The organism is Klebsiella sp. F11, assembly GCF_056712265.1.
The window spans coordinates 4,759,349-4,776,761 of sequence record NZ_CM160060.1 but is presented as its reverse complement, the minus strand read 5'-3'; the positions used below and the strand labels follow the sequence as shown (position 1 = coordinate 4,776,761).

Below are 17,413 nucleotides of genomic sequence, written 5' to 3'. Positions count from 1 at the left end.
TTTTACAGACAAACGTCAACCCAGGTGGCGCCGGTGAGCTGGGCCATTCGCTCAGGAGAAATGCGTACCGCGCTGTGGATGGCGCCAGCCGCGGGCAGGACTTCCTGATACTGCTTCAGTGAAATATCGCAATAGACCGTCAGCGGGTTTTCCAGGCCGAAAGGGCATACGCCGCCAACGGGATGCCCGGTTAGCGTAACGACCTCATCGCTGCTCAGCATGCGGGCCTTCGCCCCAAACGCTTCCTTCAGCTTTTTATTATCCAGACGCACGTCGCCACGAGAGACGACGAGTATTACCCGGTCTTTGACCTTTAACGACAGGGTTCTGGCGATTTGTCCCGGCTCAACGCGATGCGCCGCGGCGGCGAGAGCCACGGTGGCGGTACTTTGCGTAAGCTCGATGATTTCGATATCGGGGGCGTGTTCGGCAAAAAACTGCCGTACGGACTGCAGACTCATTAGGATCTCCTGATTAATGCCCGTTTAAATCTGGCATAAGCCTGGCGGAGTGTAAATATTGCCGGCTGATAATCGAGAATTTTTCTAATTTCTGGATCTTCTTCACAATCGCCGCAACCGGTTACTGTAACCGGTTGCGGTTACGGTCGGTCAGATGAATACTGAATGGGTAACTTCCCTGCGTCACTTATAACAAAGAGCCGTGTATGAATCGTACTGACTTGAGCAGTATAGCTGGGCGAATGGCTAATGTGTTTTTTCGCTCACAGAACATGTTTCATCACAACGGCAGGATAATCGTTGTTGGGCCTGTTTCTATAGCCTGTCAGGAGGGCTGCTATGTCTGCTAACCAAGCTGCGTTTAATCTGATATTCCGCTTTGTCGAAAATTATATTAGCCCTGTCGCCGGGCGAATCTCGTCGCAGCGCCACGTCATGGCTATCCGTGACGGCTTTATCTCGGCCATGCCGTTTATGATCGTCGGTTCATTTCTGCTGGTTTTTGCCTATCCGCCGTTTTCCCCGGATACCACCTGGGGTTTTGCGCGCACCTGGCTGGATTTAGCAAAAGAGTTTGAAGGGCGAATTCTGACGCCGTTCGATATGACGATGGGCATCATGTCTATCTACATCTGCGCCGCGATTTCTTATAACCTCGGCAAGCATTACGTAAAATCTCACCAGCTCGATCCCTTTATGTGCAGCATGCTGTCAATTATGGCATTCCTGCTGGTGGCGGCGCCGAAAACTAACGGGACTTTACCGGTGGATAGCATGGGCGGGACGGGGATCTTTACCGCGATCCTGGTGGCGATCTATTGCGTTGAGATGATGCGCTTTCTGAAGGCGCATAACATCGGGATCCGCCTGCCGGATCAGGTTCCGCCGATGATTAAAAACTCGTTTGACCTGCTGATCCCGGTGCTGGTGGTGGTGCTGACGCTCTATCCGCTCAGCCTGTTTATTCAGCATCAGTTTGACATGCTTATTCCGCAGGCCATTATGTCCGTCTTTAAGCCGCTGGTTTCCGCCGCGGATTCACTGCCGGCAATTTTACTGGCGGTACTGATTGGCCATCTGCTGTGGTTCGCAGGGATCCACGGAGCGGCAATCGTCTCCGGCATGCTGCAGATGTTCTGGCTGACCAACCTGGGCATGAACCAGCAGGCTCTGGCGCAAGGCGCGCCGTTACCGCACATCTTTATGGAGGCGTTCTGGACGTTCTTCATTGTGATCGGCGGGTCTGGCGCCACGATGGGACTGGTTATCTGCTATCTGCGCAGCCGCTCGGCCCATCTGCGGTCTATTGGTCGTCTGAGCGTGGTGCCGAGCCTGTTTAACATTAACGAGCCGGTTATTTTCGGCACGCCAATCGTCATGAACCCGGTATTCTTTATTCCGTTCCTGCTGTCACCGATGGTGAACGCCGTGCTCGCCTGGGCGGCCATGAAGCTGGATCTGATTGGCCGGGTTATCTCGGTTGTTCCCTGGACGGCGCCGGCGCCGATTGGCGCAGCATGGGCGTTAGGCTGGGATTTCCGCGCGGCGGTCCTGGTGATTCTTCTGGCCTGCGTTTCAGCCATCATCTATTTCCCGTTCTTCAAGGTATACGAGAAACAGCTTTTAGATCAGGAGGCGGAAGAGGCCCAGCGCGTATCTGAAGAGAGCCAGCAAACGGCATAAAAACGGGCGGGCGGCGCTAATGCCGCCCGCGTCAAAAAGCGGATTATTTTAGCGTACAGTCTCCGCACTGCTGAACATCCGGCAGGCGATAGCGCTGGCAGCAGGTACGCCGTACCAGCGTGCCTTCACGGATAACGACCGTACGCCATAGCGGGTTATCCCGGCCATCGGCGAACTGCTTTTCAAAGAAGCAGTGCTGGCGCAGAGCCGCCACCTGTTCCTCTCCCAGCAGCGTTTTCATCTCACCCAGATACCAGTTAATCAAATAGCCGGTATTGCTCCAGACAAGCTTCGCGTTAATATCGCCGGTCGCTTCCAGCGCCTGAATGACCGGCTGCAGAGCGTCATTGACCAGCGTTTCTATCCGCCGCTGCGGCGACTGCGCGCTGCCGGCGGCAGCGGAGTGGACGTCGATCCAAAAGCAGGCCGCCCGGCCGGTTTCATGAAACTCGACGCGAAAATGTTCCGGCGCCAGGCTGATGGTTTGCTCTTCGCTTAACAGGGCCAGCATCAGCGGCGGTACCAGCAGGCCGATATACCATTGCGCCCACAGCGAGAGCAGCGGTTTTTGCTCGCGCGGCCGCGTTGGCTGATTGCGGTAGATATGATCGGAGTAGGTGGCCAGCAGGGAGCTCAGGGTAACCGGCGAGGACCACTCGGCAAGCGTCAGCGCGCAGGGCGGGGCCTCTTCATCCAGGCGGAGGAAATCCAGCAGATGCGGGCGTAAGGCGGTGATTTTTTCCCGTATGGCATCCGCCAGCGCACGCTCAGCGGGCTGAAACGGGGCCTGCCAGATAATGTCGTTGCTGAATGGAATTGAACGGTAAGCCATCAGATTGTCAAATATAAATCTAAATGATAATGATTTCTGATACTAGTTGCTTGCGTAGAGGATGGCAAGATCTTTGTCCGCGCTGCGCTACCATGGCGGCGCGGGGAGGGGATTAGCTGGCGAGAATAATATTACGGCCGAGGTTTTTAGCCTCGTAGAGCGCGCTATCGGCCCGCTTCAGGGCACCGTCGATATCGGCATCGATCAGCGGCGTCATGCCGATGCTGATGGTGACGTTGGTGGCGACGCTCTCATTAAACATATGGGCGATTTTCAAATCGTAGACCCGCTGGCGGATCCGTTCTGCTGCCTGCTGGGCGGTTTCCGCCGTGCTGTTGGTCAGCAGTACCATAAACTCTTCTCCGCCGAAACGGGCCACAATATCGCGTGAACGAACGGCGTTACGGATCGCGGCGGAGACCTGAATCAGCGCCTGATCGCCCATCATATGCCCGTAGTGATCGTTGTAGGCTTTAAAGTGATCGATATCCAGCAGCAGCACGTGATGGCTATTACCATCCAGAGCCAGCAGCGTATCCAGCCGATTTTGCAAACCGCGGCGGTTGTACAGCCCGGTAAGCGGGTCGAGCATGCTCAGGTCATTCAGCGTATTACGCTCCTTCAACAGCTTATCCATCAGGCCCTGGGTAAAGGTATCGCTATGTTTCTGAATCAGGTTTTGTATCGTGATGCCCACAATGGGCAGCACAAAGCAGTAGAGCATGCGCAGCCACTGCTCGCCTTCCGCAAGGATCAGGCAGGCTGCAAAAGTAGGGAAGGAGTGCAGGGTAAAGGCAATGATATTATTGGAAAAAGCGATTGCGCCAATAAACAGCACGCTTAACAGGGCGATGGCCAGAAAGTTAAAATGCGGCGGCGGCATCATTAATGATTTTTCGCTAACGTGCCACGCCCATAGCAGGCCAAATATCAGAGAAATAAAGGAAATGTTTATTCTACGCCGGGCGAATCTCCAGTGCCATAACAATAAACCGGCGCTGCAGGCGAAAATCAGGGTGCAGGGCAGGGTAAAGCCCACGACGGCAAAGAGCGGGCTGGCCATGGATAAGAGGGCTGAAAGCAAATTAAGGACTAAAAAAAGTCGTAAGGAATACTGATATTTTTTTTCGTAATGAGCTTGCCAGGATTGTGCAGTCATATGGGGATATCATTATTAGTCGTTAAATTTCAAAATGATGGCTGCCAAAAAATGAACGATAAAAAACAATACGCAATATAAGGTTTTTGCGAAATAATCAAATGTTTTAATATATAAACGTTTCGCGCTTAATTTATCACCTTCATGAATGTATGTCATTACCGCGAACGTAAAGAATAAAGTATCCGCTCTGGTTAACATGACAAATGATAAAAGTTATCATATGATATTGGTTATCATTATCGTTATGAGAGGTAGAAACATGTTGCAGCGGACTTTAGGCAGCGGGTGGGGCGCACTGCTTCCTGGCGCAGTCATTGCTGCTCTCGGGTTTGCTGATTTGTCGCTGGATGCCTGGCGCGGATTGGTCACCCTGGGACTGCTGATGTCTGCCGTGATGATCTGGCACCGACAGCTGCGTCATTTCGTTTTGCTGCCGTCATGCGTGGCGTTGGTTAGCGGTATTATGCTGATAACGTTGAATTTAAGGCTGATGGGGTAATTCAGAGAAGGGTAAGAATAGTGGTGCGAGGGGGGGGACTCGAACCCCCACATCCTAAGGACACTAACACCTGAAGCTAGCGCGTCTACCAATTCCGCCACCTTCGCACAGTATTCTTAATTTCGATATCGCCTCGTTGGTGCGAGGGGGGGGACTCGAACCCCCACATCCTAAGGACACTAACACCTGAAGCTAGCGCGTCTACCAATTCCGCCACCTTCGCACAGTGCGAGCGATATCTACGTGGTTTATGGTGCGAGGGGGGGGACTCGAACCCCCACATCCTAAGGACACTAACACCTGAAGCTAGCGCGTCTACCAATTCCGCCACCTTCGCATACCATCGACACTATGAAAGTATCGTTACCACGGAGGCGCATTCTAGTGGTTTTCAGCTATTCGTCAATAGTTAATTGTGCCAGTGGAATTGATTGTTGCAAAAATACGCGTCGGGAGGCGCTAACGGCCGGCGACGCGCGTCTCGTCGCCGGACGGTTGCGGAGACTATTTCTTCGCCTGACGGGTCATCACGGTGCGGTAGACCTTAAAGCGCCCGGTCTGCGCGAGGACTTCGTGGAAGCCGAAGACTTCGTCAAGCACGTCCGGATAAGGCAGGAAGGCGTTAGCGACAATGCGTAGCTCGCCGCCGCTGCCGAGGTGGCGTACCGCCCCGCGAATCAGAGTTTGCGCCGCTTCCTGGCTGGTCTGCAGGCCGTCATGGAACGGAGGGTTGGAAATGATCATGTCAAAGCGGCCGTTAACTTCGGAAAAGACGTTGCTGGCGAAGACTTCACCTTCAATGCCGTTGGCGGCGAGGGTCGCGCGGCTGGCCTCTACCGCCGGCGCGCTGACGTCACAGAGGGTTAGGCGGACCTTCGGCGAGTGGCTTGCCAGAACGGTCGCCAGCACTCCCGCGCCGCAGCCGACGTCGAGCACTTTGCCCTTGGTATGCGGCGTCAGCGTTGAGAGCAGCAGCTGGCTACCAACGTCCAGCCCGTCGCGGCTGAAAACGCCCGGCAGGGTTTTAATCGTCAGGTTGTCGAGCGGATATTCGCCCCAGTACTGCTCGGGGTCGAAGGTTGGCTGTTTTTCCAGGCGACCGTGATACAGCCCACAGCGGCGGGCGCTGTCCACTTTGGTCAGCGGCGCGTAGTCGGCCAGCATCTGCTCGGCGCTGCGCACGCCGCTGCGGTTTTCACCGACCACGAAAATATCGATACCGATCGGCAGCAGCGAAAGCAGGTTCATCAGCTGGAACTGGGCTTCCGGCTTATTCTTCGTCCAGTAGTAAATCAGCGTATCGCAATCGGCGACGTCGCTGGCCTGCGCCACCAGGCCAAAGCTGGCGTCCTCGCCCATCTGGCGGCTCAGGACCTGCCAGTGGTGAAACTGCTGGGTGTGGACGCGGCTGGCGGCGGTCTCCAGACGTGCGGGCAGGTCATCCTGCAGGTCACCGGCAAACAGAACGCGGGCGGACTCGAAATCATCACTGTGGCGCAGCAAGACTTCACTTGCCGGGGTAAAAGCAGACATGAAACACTCCTTCATTAAGACTGGCGCCGATTATACACGTTATCCTTCGCGCTGCCTCTTTGTTGGCTGCCCCTGCGAGCATCGCCCTATTCTGCCGCCGACGGGGCGGAGTTTGTTGGCGCAAATACGACGGATTTGCTATATTGCGCGCTTGATTAACAGGAGTGTTTCGCTATGACATCCCGACGAGACTGGCAATTACAGCAGCTGGGCATTACCCAGTGGTCGCTGCGTCGCCCCGGGGCGTTGCAGGGCGAAATCGCTATCTCGCTTGCCGGGCATATTCGTCTGGTGATGGTGGCGGAAAATCCGCCGTCGCTCAGCGAACCGCTAATCGGCGACGTTCTGCGCGCGCTGGCGCTGACGCCGGATCAGGTGCTGCAGCTGACGCCGGACCGCGTGGCCATGCTGCCGCAGAATAGCCGCTGCAACAGCTGGCGGTTAGGCACGGACGCGCCGTTGCTGCTGGCGGGCGCCCAGGTAACCTCGCCCGCTTTTGATGAACTCCAGACCAGCGCGCCTGCCCGTATGGCGCTCTGGCAACAAATCTGCGCACATGAACACGATTTCTACCCTCAACGCGGCTGATTTGCCCCGCGCCTGGCAAATAGAAACCCTCGCCCACGCGTTTCCGTGGAGTGAGCAAACCTTCGCCAGCAATCAGGGAGAGCGCTACCTGAATCTTCAGCTGGCGGTCGATGGTGAAATGGCGGCCTTTGCTATTACGCAAATTGTGCTGGACGAAGCGACCCTGTTTAACATCGCCGTCGATCCGGTCTTCCAGCGGCGCGGCCTCGGGCGAGAGCTGCTGGAGCGGGTAATTGATGAGGTCGAAAAGCGCGGCGTCGTCACGCTGTGGCTGGAGGTGCGCGCCTCTAACGCTGCGGCCATTGCGCTGTATGAAAGCTTAGGCTTCAACGAGGCGACCATCCGCCGCAACTACTACCCCACGGCCGACGGTCGTGAGGATGCAATCATTATGGCTCTACCGCTAAGCATGTAAGACAAGGTGATACGATGAAGTGGGACTGGATTTTCTTTGATGCCGATGAAACGCTGTTTACGTTTGACTCCTTCACCGGTTTACAGCGGATGTTCCTCGACTATAGCGTGACGTTTACCGCTGAAGATTTTCAGGACTATCAGGCCGTGAATAAACCGCTGTGGGTGGATTATCAAAACGGCGCTATCACCTCGCTACAGCTGCAGCACCAGCGTTTTGACAGCTGGGCCAGCCGCCTGAGCGTACCGCCGGGCGAGCTGAACGATGCGTTTATGAACGCGATGGCCGAGATTTGCTCGCCGCTTCCCGGTGCGGTATCGCTGCTGAATGCGCTGCAGGGCAGGGTGAAGATGGGGATTATCACTAACGGCTTCACCTCGCTGCAGCAGATCCGTCTGGAGCGCACCGGTTTGCGCGATCACTTTGATTTATTGATTATTTCTGAAGAAGTGGGCGTCGCAAAACCGGATGCGCGGATCTTTGATTACGCGTTGGCGCAGGCGGGCGTGGCGGATCGTTCCCGCGTGCTGATGGTGGGAGACACCGCAGAGTCTGATATCCGCGGCGGCGTCAACGCCGGCCTCGCGACCTGCTGGCTCAACGCCCATCAGAACGAGCTGCCTGCGGATCTCCGTCCGGACTGGACGGTAACTTCGTTAAGCGAACTGGAGCAGCTCCTGTGTAAACACTGATTGCCTCCCCCCCGTTGATGGGTAAAATAGCCGCAATTTTTCGTATTTAACATGCGTGGCCGGTTGCCGCGTTCACTAAGAAGATTCAATTATGACGTTGTCTCCTTATCTGCAAGAGGTGGCGAAGCGCCGCACTTTTGCCATTATTTCTCACCCGGATGCCGGTAAAACTACCGTCACCGAAAAGGTGCTGCTGTTCGGACAGGCGATTCAAACCGCCGGTACCGTTAAGGGTCGCGGCTCCAGCCAGCACGCCAAGTCGGACTGGATGGAGATGGAAAAGCAGCGCGGTATCTCTATTACCACCTCGGTGATGCAGTTCCCGTATCACGGTAGCCTGGTTAACCTGCTCGATACCCCGGGCCACGAAGACTTCTCCGAAGATACCTATCGTACGCTGACGGCGGTGGACTGCTGCCTGATGGTGATCGATGCGGCCAAAGGCGTCGAAGATCGTACCCGTAAGCTGATGGAAGTCACCCGTCTGCGCGACACGCCGATCCTGACGTTTATGAACAAGCTCGACCGCGATATTCGCGATCCGATGGAGCTGCTGGACGAAGTTGAAAACGAGCTGCGCATCGCCTGCGCGCCGATCACCTGGCCGATTGGCTGCGGGAAGCTGTTTAAGGGCGTGTATCATCTCTATAAAGATGAAACGTATCTCTATCAGACCGGTAAGGGCCACACCATTCAGGAAGTCCGCATTGTTAAGGGCCTGAATAACCCGGATCTCGACAGCGCGGTCGGTGAAGACCTCGCACAGCAGCTGCGCGATGAGCTGGAGCTGGTGCAGGGCGCCTCTAACGAATTTGATAAAGACCTGTTCCTCTCAGGGGAGATCACCCCGGTCTTCTTCGGAACGGCTTTAGGCAACTTCGGCGTCGATCATATGCTGGATGGTCTGGTGGAGTGGGCGCCAGCGCCGATGCCGCGTAAGACCGATACGCGCGAAGTTCGCGCGGAAGAGGAGAAGTTCAGCGGCTTTGTGTTTAAAATTCAGGCCAATATGGACCCGAAACACCGCGATCGCGTCGCCTTTATGCGCGTGGTTTCCGGGCAGTATGAAAAGGGCATGAAGCTGCGCCAGGTGCGTATTGGCAAAGACGTGGTGATTTCCGATGCGCTAACCTTTATGGCCGGCGACCGCTCGCACGTTGAAGAAGCGTACCCTGGCGATATTATCGGCTTACATAACCACGGCACCATTCAGATCGGCGATACCTTTACCCAGGGCGAGATGATGAAGTTCACCGGCATTCCGAACTTCGCGCCGGAGCTGTTCCGTCGTATTCGCCTGAAGGATCCGCTGAAGCAGAAACAGCTGCTTAAAGGGCTGGTTCAGCTCTCTGAAGAGGGCGCGGTACAGGTCTTCCGTCCGATCGCCAATAACGATCTGATCGTTGGAGCCGTTGGGGTGCTGCAGTTTGACGTGGTGGTTGCGCGCCTGAAGAGTGAATATAACGTGGAAGCGATTTACGAATCGGTAAACGTGGCGACCGCCCGCTGGGTCGAATCGACCGACGTAAAGAAATTCGAAGAATTTAAGCGTAAAAACGAAATTCAGCTGGCCCTCGATGGCGGCGATAATTTGACCTATATCGCCCCGACGATGGTAAATCTCAACCTGACTCAGGAGCGTTATCCTGAGGTCATGTTCCGTAAAACACGCGAGCACTAATCCCTTCTGGAGCGCGGCTTTAGCCGTGCTCTACTCGATTTCCCCGCCGTTCCCGCCGCTAAAGAAAGTTCTTAAATTTTTCCGCTCTCTCATTTTTTTATGCATATTTCCCTCTCTCCTTGCGACCTTCTACTATATTTAATAAGCAATTTTTAAAATTCTGGCTTAATAAACTACTTATTTTGCTTTACCGATATAGAAATAACGAGGAGATCACCATGACAAGACTAAAGAATACCAGCACGCTGCTGGCTCTCTTCTTAGGCTCGGCCATGATCAGCGCCTCGGCATATGCGGACAACTCAACGACGGATAGCGCCAGGTCCGTTGCTAACAGCGCCGGGCAGGCTGTCGATAGCTCGATGAATAAAGTCGGCGACTTTATGGACGACAGCACGATTACCGCCAGAGTTAAGGCGGCGCTGATCGATGATAAAAGCATCCGCAGTACGGATATTTCGGTGAAAACCGAGAATAAAGCGGTCATCCTGAGCGGCTCGGTAGAGAGCTCCGCGCAGAAAGAGCAGGCGGTCAGGATCGCGAAAGAGGTTAAGGGCGTCTCGACGGTTAACGATAAGCTGAGCGTGGTCAACGAGCCGTCCGCAAGCCTGAAGGGCTACGCTGGCGATACGGCGATCACCAGCGAAATTAAAGCTAAGCTGCTGGCCGATGACATTGTCCCTTCGCGCAAGGTGACGGTTGAAACCAGCGCCGGCACCGTGCATCTCTCCGGGACGGTGGCGTCTCGTCAGCAGGCGGAGCGCGCCGCCGGGATCGCGAAAGAGGTGACTGGCGTAAAAACCGTGAAAAACGACCTCAAAGTTCAATAACACCGTTCACTAAACACATTTTTTCGGCTACTGCCGTTGAATCAGAGCACGACAGGGTTGGTGCCTGCGCGACCTGAGCGCGTAGAAAAGCGACCGTTATCCACTATGGTAAGGAGAGCATTATGTTTCGATGGGGCATTATTTTTCTGGTCATCGCCTTAATTGCCGCCGCTTTAGGATTCGGTAGCCTGGCAGGTACGGCAGCCTGGGCGGCGAAAATTGTCTTTGTCGTCGGTATTATTCTGTTCCTGGTCAGCCTGTTTACCGGGCGTCGGCGCCCGTAGATGCTAAGGCCGGAACGGCGTCAGGCGTATTAAGGAAATAGTGTTTTACATAAAGCCAGTCTATATGACTGGCTTTTGCTGTATCAGGGGTATAAAAATTGCGTTACCTTGATGTTATAAAATAAGCAAAACAGGAACGCAGAGTGGGGCATCGAATTCCCGTCACGCTTGGCAATATTGCGCCATTATCGGTTAAACCTTTTCACCCGGGCAAGCTTGGCCTGGTGTGTGAGGGGGGTGGACAAAGGGGGATCTTTACCGCCGGGGTGCTGGATGAGTTTATGCGCGCCGGATTCAACCCTTTTGACATCATGCTCGGCACCTCTGCCGGGGCGCAAAATCTGTCAGCCTATATGTGCAATCAGCAGGGCTACGCGCGCAAGGTCATCACCCGTTACACCACCTCCCGCGAGTTTTTTGACCCGATGCGCTTCGTGCGCGGCGGGAATCTTATCGACCTCGACTGGCTGGTGGGCACCACCGCGGAAAAAATGCCGCTGGCGATGAGCTATGCCGAAGAGCGGTTTGCGCAGGGCAAAGAGCTGTGGATGTGCGCCTGCCGCGGCGATGACTATATGCCAAACTACTTTTCCCCGACGCAGGCCACGTGGCTCGATCAGATCCGCGCCTCCAGCGCGATCCCCGGTTTTTATCGCAGCGGCGTGGTGCTTGACGGCATCAGCTATCTCGACGGCGGCGTCAGCGATGCGATCCCGGTGCAGGAGGCCGCAAAACGCGGCGCGCAGACGATTGTGGTGATCCGCACGGTTCCGTCGCAGATGTACTATACCCCGCAGTGGTTTAAACGTATGGAGCGCTGGCTCGGCGAAAGCAGCCTGCAGCCGTTTGTGAATCTGGTCCAGCACCATGAGGCGACCTATCGTGCGACCCAGCAGTTTATTGAGACACCGCCGGGCAAGCTGCGGATCCTCGAAATCTACCCGCAGAAGCCGTTAAAAAGCATGGCCCTGGGGAGCCGGCTGCCGGCGCTGCTCGAGGACTATAAAACCGGGCGCCAGTGCGGCCGCTATTTTCTGGCCACCGTGGGCAAGCTGCTGGCCGATCGTCCGCCGCTGCTGCGCCATATGCCGCGTCTCGCGGTGCCCGCGCCGGTGGTGGTGCCGCCGGCTTCCGTGGCCAACGATGCGCATCAGGCAACCCTGATTGACGCCGCCCAGGCCAACGATGCCAGCTTCGATAATGAGGATCTGGCATGATGCGGCAGTTTATCGATACCCACTGCCATTTCGATTTTCCACCGTTCGCAGGTGATGAGGCGGAGAGCATCGCCCGGGCCGCGCGCGAAGGGGTGATGCAGATTATTGTCCCCGCCATCGAGGCGGATAATTTTCCCCGCGTGCTGGCCCTGGCCGAACGTTACGATGCGCTGTATGCCGCGCTGGGCCTGCATCCGATAGTGATTGAGCGCCACGACGAGAGCAGCCTTCAGCGGCTTGAAGCCTGCCTGCAGCAGCGTAGCGCCAGGGTAGTGGCAATAGGTGAAATTGGCCTCGATCTCTATCGTGAGGACCCGCAGTTCGATCGCCAGCAGGCGCTGCTTGAGGCGCAGCTGCGGCTGGCAAAACGCTACGATCTGCCGGTGATCCTCCATTCGCGACGCACCCACGATAAGCTGGCGATGCTGCTGAAAAGGCATGCGCTGGCGCGTACCGGCGTGGTGCATGGTTTTGCCGGCAGCCTGCAGCAGGCGGAGCGATTCGTGCAGTCAGGCTACAAAATTGGCGTTGGCGGCACCATCACCTATCCCCGCGCCAGCAAAACCCGCGAGGTTATGTCGCGGCTGCCGCTGTCGGCGCTGCTGCTGGAAACGGATGCCCCGGATATGCCGCTAAACGGTTTTCAGGGTGAGCCAAACCGCCCGGAGCAGGCGGCGCGGGTCTTTGACACGCTGTGCGAGCTGCGCCGGGAGCCGGCCGATGTTATCGCCCACGCTCTCCTGAGCAACGCCAAAGCGTTGTTCGGCACGCTGTAAATCCTCGCTAAACGGTCCTGGCCTGCCCTCTCCGCCGCCGCGGCGGCAAAATGTACGCTACAGTCCTTTTTTGTGAAAATTCCATCATTTCCTAACGTTAAATAAAATATCTATTTTTCAATGGATAACTATATATCCTCTTTTCTTTAGCACAATATGTGCGCGCTGTAGTCGAGTTTGTTAGCGCCTTTATGTTACAATAATAACATTGTCGCGCGATGAGGAATTCTGATTATGCTTAAAGAAAACTTGTCGCTGAGATGGTGAGTGTGGCTATTTTGTGTGATTTGCATCTCATTATGGTTGTGCAATCTAGTAATTAGTTTTCATTAACTGTGATGGATGTCGAAGTGTGGCGGCGAGGTGATGTTACAATAGTAACAGACTCGCAAGGTGACAAACTATTCAACCGGCAATAGGCCGTTGGAGTATGAAATGACTGATTTATCTGCAAGCAGCCTGCGCGCATTGAAACTGATGGATCTGACTACCCTGAATGACGACGACACCAATGAGAAGGTGATTGCGCTGTGTCATCAGGCAAAAACCCCGGTAGGCAATACGGCTGCTATCTGTATCTATCCACGCTTTATTCCGATTGCTCGTAAGACCTTGAACGAGCAGGGCACTCCGGATATCCATATCGCCACGGTGACCAACTTCCCGCACGGTAATGACGATATCGCTATCGCCCTTGCGGAAACCCGCGCCGCGATCGCCTACGGCGCCGATGAAGTTGACGTGGTATTCCCGTACCGGGCGCTGATTGCCGGCAACGAGCAGGTTGGATTCGACCTGGTTAAAGCCTGTAAAGAGGCCTGCGCGGCGGCTAACGTGCTGCTTAAGGTGATCATCGAAACCGGCGAGCTGAAAGAAGAGGCGCTGATCCGCAAAGCTTCCGAAATCTCCATCAAAGCGGGCGCGGATTTCATCAAAACCTCTACCGGTAAAGTGCCGGTCAACGCCACGCCGGAAAGCGCGCGCATCATGCTGGAAACGATCCGCGATATGGGCGTACAGGAAACCGTAGGCTTTAAACCAGCGGGCGGCGTACGCAGCGCGGAAGACGCACAGCAGTTCCTGGCCATTGCCGATGAGCTGTTCGGCGCCGACTGGGCCGACTCGCGCCACTACCGTTTTGGCGCTTCCAGCCTGCTGGCTAGCCTGCTGAAAGCGCTGGGCCACGGCGACGGCAAGAGCGCCAGCAGCTACTAAGGCGTTGCGGCGATATCGCCGTATCCCGGACGAGGCGCCACAACGCCGACGCCGGGAGATCCCCGGGCCGCAACCTGCGGCCGGGCTTCAGGATTTTAGCGCGGGCGCAGATAACTCCGCCCGTCGTATTTAACCTTATCTCTCAGGGGGTTACCTTGTTTCTCGCACAAGAAATTATTCGTAAAAAACGCGATGGTCACGCGCTGAGCGATGATGAAATTCGCTTTTTCATCAACGGCATCCGCGATAATACCGTCTCCGAAGGGCAGATAGCCGCCCTGGCGATGACCATTTTTTTCCACGATATGACTATGCCGGAACGCGTTTCGCTGACCATGGCGATGCGGGATTCAGGAACCGTCCTGAACTGGAAAAGCCTCAATCTAAACGGCCCGATCGTGGATAAGCACTCCACCGGCGGCGTGGGCGACGTGACGTCGCTGATGCTTGGCCCGATGGTCGCCGCCTGCGGCGGCTACGTGCCGATGATCTCTGGCCGCGGTCTCGGCCATACCGGCGGAACGCTCGATAAGCTGGAAGCGATCCCGGGCTTCGATATTTTCCCGGACGACGGCCGTTTTCGCGACATCATTAAGGATGTTGGCGTGGCGATCATCGGACAGACCAGCTCGCTGGCGCCTGCCGACAAACGTTTCTACGCCACCCGCGATATTACCGCGACGGTGGATTCCATCCCGCTGATCACCGCTTCTATTCTGGCGAAAAAGCTGGCTGAAGGCCTGGATGCGCTGGTGATGGACGTGAAGGTTGGCAGCGGCGCCTTTATGCCGACCTACGAACTCTCTGCGGCGCTGGCCGAAGCGATCGTTGGCGTCTCCAACGGCGCGGGCGTGCGTACCACCGCTCTGTTGACCGATATGAATCAGGTACTGGCTTCCAGCGCCGGTAACGCCGTGGAGGTTCGCGAAGCGGTGCAGTTCCTGACCGGCGAATACCGCAATCCGCGCCTGTTTGACGTGACGATGGCGCTGTGCGTCGAAATGCTGATCTCCGGCAGGCTGGCCCAGGACGAGGCCGACGCGCGGGCGAAACTGCAGTCGGTGCTGGATAACGGTAAGGCGGCCGAGGTCTTTGGCCGCATGGTGGCTGCGCAGAAAGGTCCGAACGATTTCGTTGAAAACTATGATAAATATCTGCCGACCGCGATGTTGAGCAAAGCGGTCTATGCTGATGGCGAAGGCTTTATTAGTGCAATGGACACCCGGGCGCTGGGCATGGCGGTGGTGTCGATGGGCGGCGGTCGCCGCCAGGCATCCGACCCGATTGACTATAGCGTCGGCTTTACCGATATGGCCCGCCTGGGCGATAGCGTAGACGGGCAGCGGCCGCTGGCGGTGATTCATGCGAAAGATGAATCCAGCTGGCAGGATGCCGCCAAAGCCGTGAAAGCGGCAATTAAACTGGACGGTACCGCAGCGAAAGAAACGCCGACGGTCTATCGTCGCATTACCGAATAGCGGTATACTGATCTGATCGCTTTTTTGCAGCGCAAAAGGTACGGAGAACAATATGAAACGTGCATTTATTATGGTGCTGGACTCCTTCGGCATCGGTGCGACTGAAGACGCCGCTCGCTTTGGCGACGTTGGCGCAGACACCCTGGGACACATTGCGCAAGCCTGTGCCAAAGGGGAAGCCGACAACGGCCGTCAAGGCCCGCTGAATTTACCAAACCTGACCCGTCTCGGTCTGGTAAAGGCGCACGAAGGTTCTACGGGTTCCATCGCGGCGGGTATGGATGGCAATGCGGAAGTTGTCGGCGCCTATGCGTGGGCACACGAACTCTCTTCCGGTAAAGACACGCCGTCAGGCCACTGGGAAATCGCCGGCGTGCCGGTGCTGTTCGACTGGGGCTACTTCCCGGAACACGAAAACAGCTTCCCGCAGGAGCTGCTGGACAAACTGGTTAAGCGCGCAAATCTGCCGGGCTACCTCGGCAACTGCCACTCTTCCGGTACCGTCATTCTGGATCAGCTCGGCGAAGAGCATATGAAAACCGGCAAGCCGATTTTCTACACCTCCGCTGACTCGGTGTTCCAGATTGCCTGTCACGAAGAGACCTACGGTCTCGATAAGCTGTATGAGCTGTGCGAAATCGCGCGCGAAGAGCTGACCGAAGGCGGCTACAACATCGGCCGCGTCATTGCGCGTCCGTTTATCGGCGACAAGGCGGGTAACTTCCAGCGTACCGGCAACCGTCATGACCTCGCCGTTGAGCCGCCTGCCGCCACCGTGCTGCAGAAGCTGGTGGATGAGAAAGACGGTCACGTGGTATCGGTGGGTAAAATCGCCGACATCTACGCGAACTGCGGGATCACCAAAAAAGTGAAGGCGACCGGCCTTGACGCGCTGTTTGACGCCACCGTCAAAGAGATGAAAGAAGCGGGCGATAAGACCATTGTCTTCACCAACTTCGTCGATTTCGACTCTTCCTGGGGCCACCGTCGCGATATCGCCGGCTACGCCGCGGGCCTGGAGCTGTTCGACCGCCGCCTGCCTGAGCTGATGGAGCTGGTCGGGGAAGATGACATTCTGATCCTCACCGCCGACCACGGCTGTGACCCAAGCTGGCAGGGCACCGACCATACCCGGGAACATATTCCGGTGCTGGTTTACGGTCCGAAGGTTAAACCCGGCTCGCTTGGCCAACGCGAAACCTTCGCGGATATCGGTCAGACTCTGGCTAAGTACTTCGGTACCTCTGATATGGAATATGGCAAAGCCATGTTCTGATGGATTTGGGCGGGGACTTCCCGCCCATTATGCAGACAAAAATAAAAGGATAAAACGATGGCAACTCCACACATTAACGCCGAGATGGGTGATTTCGCTGACGTCGTGCTGATGCCGGGCGACCCGCTGCGCGCGAAGCACATTGCGGAAACCTTCCTTGAAGACGTGCGCGAAGTGAACAACGTGCGCGGCATGCTGGGCTTCACCGGGACCTACAAAGGCCGCAAAATCTCCGTTATGGGCCACGGTATGGGTATCCCATCCTGCTCCATCTACACCAAAGAGCTGATCACCGATTTCGGCGTGAAGAAAATCATTCGCGTCGGCTCCTGCGGCGCGGTGCGCGCTGACGTGAAGCTGCGCGACGTGGTTATCGGTATGGGCGCCTGCACCGATTCCAAAGTGAACCGTCTGCGTTTTAAAGACCATGACTTTGCCGCGATTGCCGACTTTGGCATGGTGCGCAACGCCGTTGATGCCGCGAAAGCGCTGGGCGTTGACGCGCGCGTCGGTAACATCTTCTCCGCCGATCTGTTCTATACGCCGGATCCGTCCATGTTTGACGTGATGGAAAAATACGGCATTCTGGGCGTGGAAATGGAAGCGGCCGGTATCTACGGCGTGGCGGCGGAGTTCGGGGCGAAAGCGCTGACCATCTGCACCGTCTCTGACCATATCCGTACGCACGAGCAGACCACCGCTGCCGAGCGTCAGACCACCTTTAACGATATGATCAAAATCGCGCTGGAATCCGTTCTGCTGGGCGATAAAGAGTAAGATGAGCGGCTCTC

18 protein-coding genes and 3 tRNA genes are annotated in these 17,413 nt (G+C 56.2%); 14 read left to right on the top strand and 7 right to left on the bottom strand.

What is annotated here, in order from left to right; all coding sequences use genetic code 11:
* Positions 1–2: 2 nt before the first annotated feature.
* Positions 3–461, bottom strand: a complete 459-nt coding sequence (locus tag AC1M2H_RS23470) for a YbaK/EbsC family protein (RefSeq protein ID WP_426813164.1) — start codon at positions 459–461, stop codon at positions 3–5.
* Positions 462–800: 339 nt separating this feature from the next.
* On the opposite strand from AC1M2H_RS23470, the gene AC1M2H_RS23465 reads away from it, so the two are divergent.
* A complete protein-coding gene (locus tag AC1M2H_RS23465) occupies positions 801–2,144 on the top strand; it encodes a PTS sugar transporter subunit IIC (protein ID WP_480149265.1) in 1,344 nt (447 codons plus the stop codon).
* 43 nt (positions 2,145–2,187) lie between these two features.
* Here AC1M2H_RS23465 and fhuF read toward each other — a convergent pair whose 3' ends face one another.
* Positions 2,188–2,976 carry a siderophore-iron reductase FhuF gene (gene fhuF, locus AC1M2H_RS23460; protein WP_480149264.1) on the bottom strand — a complete coding sequence of 263 codons (789 nt, stop codon included), beginning with the start codon at positions 2,974–2,976 and terminating at the stop codon, positions 2,188–2,190.
* A gap of 112 nt (positions 2,977–3,088) precedes the next feature.
* Positions 3,089–4,135, bottom strand: a complete 1,047-nt coding sequence (locus AC1M2H_RS23455; RefSeq protein ID WP_480149263.1) for a GGDEF domain-containing protein — start codon at positions 4,133–4,135, stop codon at positions 3,089–3,091.
* Between the two features lie 262 nt (positions 4,136–4,397).
* Between AC1M2H_RS23455 and AC1M2H_RS23450 the strand changes: the two genes are divergently transcribed.
* Complete coding sequence (locus AC1M2H_RS23450) at positions 4,398–4,637, top strand: DUF1435 domain-containing protein (RefSeq protein ID WP_480152022.1); 240 nt, start codon at positions 4,398–4,400, stop codon at positions 4,635–4,637.
* Between the two features lie 21 nt (positions 4,638–4,658).
* Here AC1M2H_RS23450 and AC1M2H_RS23445 read toward each other — a convergent pair.
* The 4 genes from AC1M2H_RS23445 to rsmC all read right to left on the bottom strand — a co-directional run bounded on the left by AC1M2H_RS23445 (position 4,659) and on the right by rsmC (position 6,170).
* Positions 4,659–4,744 (bottom strand) — tRNA-Leu (locus AC1M2H_RS23445).
* A 30-nt stretch (positions 4,745–4,774) separates the two neighbouring features.
* Positions 4,775–4,860: transfer RNA gene (locus AC1M2H_RS23440), tRNA-Leu, on the bottom strand.
* 28 nt (positions 4,861–4,888) lie between these two features.
* Positions 4,889–4,974: transfer RNA gene (locus AC1M2H_RS23435), tRNA-Leu, on the bottom strand.
* A 167-nt stretch (positions 4,975–5,141) separates the two neighbouring features.
* Entirely contained in the window at positions 5,142–6,170 is a 1,029-nt protein-coding gene (gene rsmC / locus AC1M2H_RS23430) for a 16S rRNA (guanine(1207)-N(2))-methyltransferase RsmC (protein WP_480149262.1), read from the bottom strand.
* A 174-nt stretch (positions 6,171–6,344) separates the two neighbouring features.
* Here rsmC and AC1M2H_RS23425 point away from each other — a divergent pair, with 174 nt between their 5' ends.
* From AC1M2H_RS23425 to deoD, 12 genes are all read left to right on the top strand, one after another.
* Positions 6,345–6,758 (top strand): DNA polymerase III subunit psi, encoded by a 414-nt coding sequence (locus AC1M2H_RS23425; RefSeq protein WP_426813160.1) that lies wholly within the window; start codon positions 6,345–6,347, stop codon positions 6,756–6,758.
* A complete protein-coding gene (gene rimI, locus AC1M2H_RS23420; protein ID WP_480149261.1) occupies positions 6,727–7,173 on the top strand; it encodes a ribosomal protein S18-alanine N-acetyltransferase in 447 nt (148 codons plus the stop codon). Before AC1M2H_RS23425 ends, rimI begins: the two co-directional genes overlap by 32 nt.
* Before the next feature lie 14 nt (positions 7,174–7,187).
* Complete coding sequence (gene yjjG, locus AC1M2H_RS23415) at positions 7,188–7,865, top strand: pyrimidine 5'-nucleotidase (protein WP_480149260.1); 678 nt, start codon at positions 7,188–7,190, stop codon at positions 7,863–7,865.
* 91 nt (positions 7,866–7,956) lie between these two features.
* Positions 7,957–9,546 (top strand): peptide chain release factor 3, encoded by a 1,590-nt coding sequence (gene prfC, locus AC1M2H_RS23410; RefSeq protein WP_480149259.1) that lies wholly within the window; start codon positions 7,957–7,959, stop codon positions 9,544–9,546.
* Between the two features lie 218 nt (positions 9,547–9,764).
* A complete protein-coding gene (gene osmY, locus AC1M2H_RS23405) occupies positions 9,765–10,376 on the top strand; it encodes a molecular chaperone OsmY (protein WP_480149258.1) in 612 nt (203 codons plus the stop codon).
* 122 nt (positions 10,377–10,498) lie between these two features.
* The gene (locus tag AC1M2H_RS23400) at positions 10,499–10,660 is read left to right on the top strand and encodes a DUF1328 domain-containing protein (protein ID WP_004857650.1); all 162 of its coding nucleotides are present in this window, start codon (positions 10,499–10,501) and stop codon (positions 10,658–10,660) included.
* Positions 10,661–10,803: 143 nt separating this feature from the next.
* Positions 10,804–11,877 carry a patatin-like phospholipase family protein gene (locus tag AC1M2H_RS23395; RefSeq protein WP_480149257.1) on the top strand — a complete coding sequence of 358 codons (1,074 nt, stop codon included), beginning with the start codon at positions 10,804–10,806 and terminating at the stop codon, positions 11,875–11,877.
* Positions 11,874–12,653: a metal-dependent hydrolase gene (locus tag AC1M2H_RS23390; protein ID WP_480149256.1), complete on the top strand. Its 780-nt coding sequence runs from the start codon at positions 11,874–11,876 to the stop codon at positions 12,651–12,653. Before AC1M2H_RS23395 ends, AC1M2H_RS23390 begins: the two co-directional genes overlap by 4 nt.
* A gap of 435 nt (positions 12,654–13,088) precedes the next feature.
* The gene (gene deoC / locus AC1M2H_RS23385; RefSeq protein ID WP_480149255.1) at positions 13,089–13,868 is read left to right on the top strand and encodes a deoxyribose-phosphate aldolase; all 780 of its coding nucleotides are present in this window, start codon (positions 13,089–13,091) and stop codon (positions 13,866–13,868) included.
* A gap of 155 nt (positions 13,869–14,023) precedes the next feature.
* Complete coding sequence (deoA, locus tag AC1M2H_RS23380; RefSeq protein WP_480149254.1) at positions 14,024–15,346, top strand: thymidine phosphorylase; 1,323 nt, start codon at positions 14,024–14,026, stop codon at positions 15,344–15,346.
* A 52-nt stretch (positions 15,347–15,398) separates the two neighbouring features.
* Complete coding sequence (gene deoB, locus AC1M2H_RS23375; RefSeq protein ID WP_480149252.1) at positions 15,399–16,622, top strand: phosphopentomutase; 1,224 nt, start codon at positions 15,399–15,401, stop codon at positions 16,620–16,622.
* Between the two features lie 57 nt (positions 16,623–16,679).
* Complete coding sequence (gene deoD, locus AC1M2H_RS23370; RefSeq protein ID WP_004857662.1) at positions 16,680–17,399, top strand: purine-nucleoside phosphorylase; 720 nt, start codon at positions 16,680–16,682, stop codon at positions 17,397–17,399.
* Positions 17,400–17,413: the final 14 nt, after the last annotated feature.

What these genes read in the sequence shown, in the direction of transcription:
- AC1M2H_RS23470 (WP_426813164.1), bottom strand. Translation starts at nt 461, where the DNA reads ATGAGTCTGCAGTCCGTACGGCAGTTTTTTGCCGAACACGCCCCCGAT.
- AC1M2H_RS23465 (WP_480149265.1), top strand. Translation starts at nt 801, where the DNA reads ATGTCTGCTAACCAAGCTGCGTTTAATCTGATATTCCGCTTTGTCGAA.
- fhuF (WP_480149264.1), bottom strand. Translation starts at nt 2,976, where the DNA reads ATGGCTTACCGTTCAATTCCATTCAGCAACGACATTATCTGGCAGGCC.
- AC1M2H_RS23455 (WP_480149263.1), bottom strand. Translation starts at nt 4,135, where the DNA reads ATGACTGCACAATCCTGGCAAGCTCATTACGAAAAAAAATATCAGTAT.
- AC1M2H_RS23450 (WP_480152022.1), top strand. Translation starts at nt 4,398, where the DNA reads ATGTTGCAGCGGACTTTAGGCAGCGGGTGGGGCGCACTGCTTCCTGGC.
- rsmC (WP_480149262.1), bottom strand. Translation starts at nt 6,170, where the DNA reads ATGTCTGCTTTTACCCCGGCAAGTGAAGTCTTGCTGCGCCACAGTGAT.
- AC1M2H_RS23425 (WP_426813160.1), top strand. Translation starts at nt 6,345, where the DNA reads ATGACATCCCGACGAGACTGGCAATTACAGCAGCTGGGCATTACCCAG.
- rimI (WP_480149261.1), top strand. Translation starts at nt 6,727, where the DNA reads ATGAACACGATTTCTACCCTCAACGCGGCTGATTTGCCCCGCGCCTGG.
- yjjG (WP_480149260.1), top strand. Translation starts at nt 7,188, where the DNA reads ATGAAGTGGGACTGGATTTTCTTTGATGCCGATGAAACGCTGTTTACG.
- prfC (WP_480149259.1), top strand. Translation starts at nt 7,957, where the DNA reads ATGACGTTGTCTCCTTATCTGCAAGAGGTGGCGAAGCGCCGCACTTTT.
- osmY (WP_480149258.1), top strand. Translation starts at nt 9,765, where the DNA reads ATGACAAGACTAAAGAATACCAGCACGCTGCTGGCTCTCTTCTTAGGC.
- AC1M2H_RS23400 (WP_004857650.1), top strand. Translation starts at nt 10,499, where the DNA reads ATGTTTCGATGGGGCATTATTTTTCTGGTCATCGCCTTAATTGCCGCC.
- AC1M2H_RS23390 (WP_480149256.1), top strand. Translation starts at nt 11,874, where the DNA reads ATGATGCGGCAGTTTATCGATACCCACTGCCATTTCGATTTTCCACCG.
- deoC (WP_480149255.1), top strand. Translation starts at nt 13,089, where the DNA reads ATGACTGATTTATCTGCAAGCAGCCTGCGCGCATTGAAACTGATGGAT.
- deoB (WP_480149252.1), top strand. Translation starts at nt 15,399, where the DNA reads ATGAAACGTGCATTTATTATGGTGCTGGACTCCTTCGGCATCGGTGCG.
- deoD (WP_004857662.1), top strand. Translation starts at nt 16,680, where the DNA reads ATGGCAACTCCACACATTAACGCCGAGATGGGTGATTTCGCTGACGTC.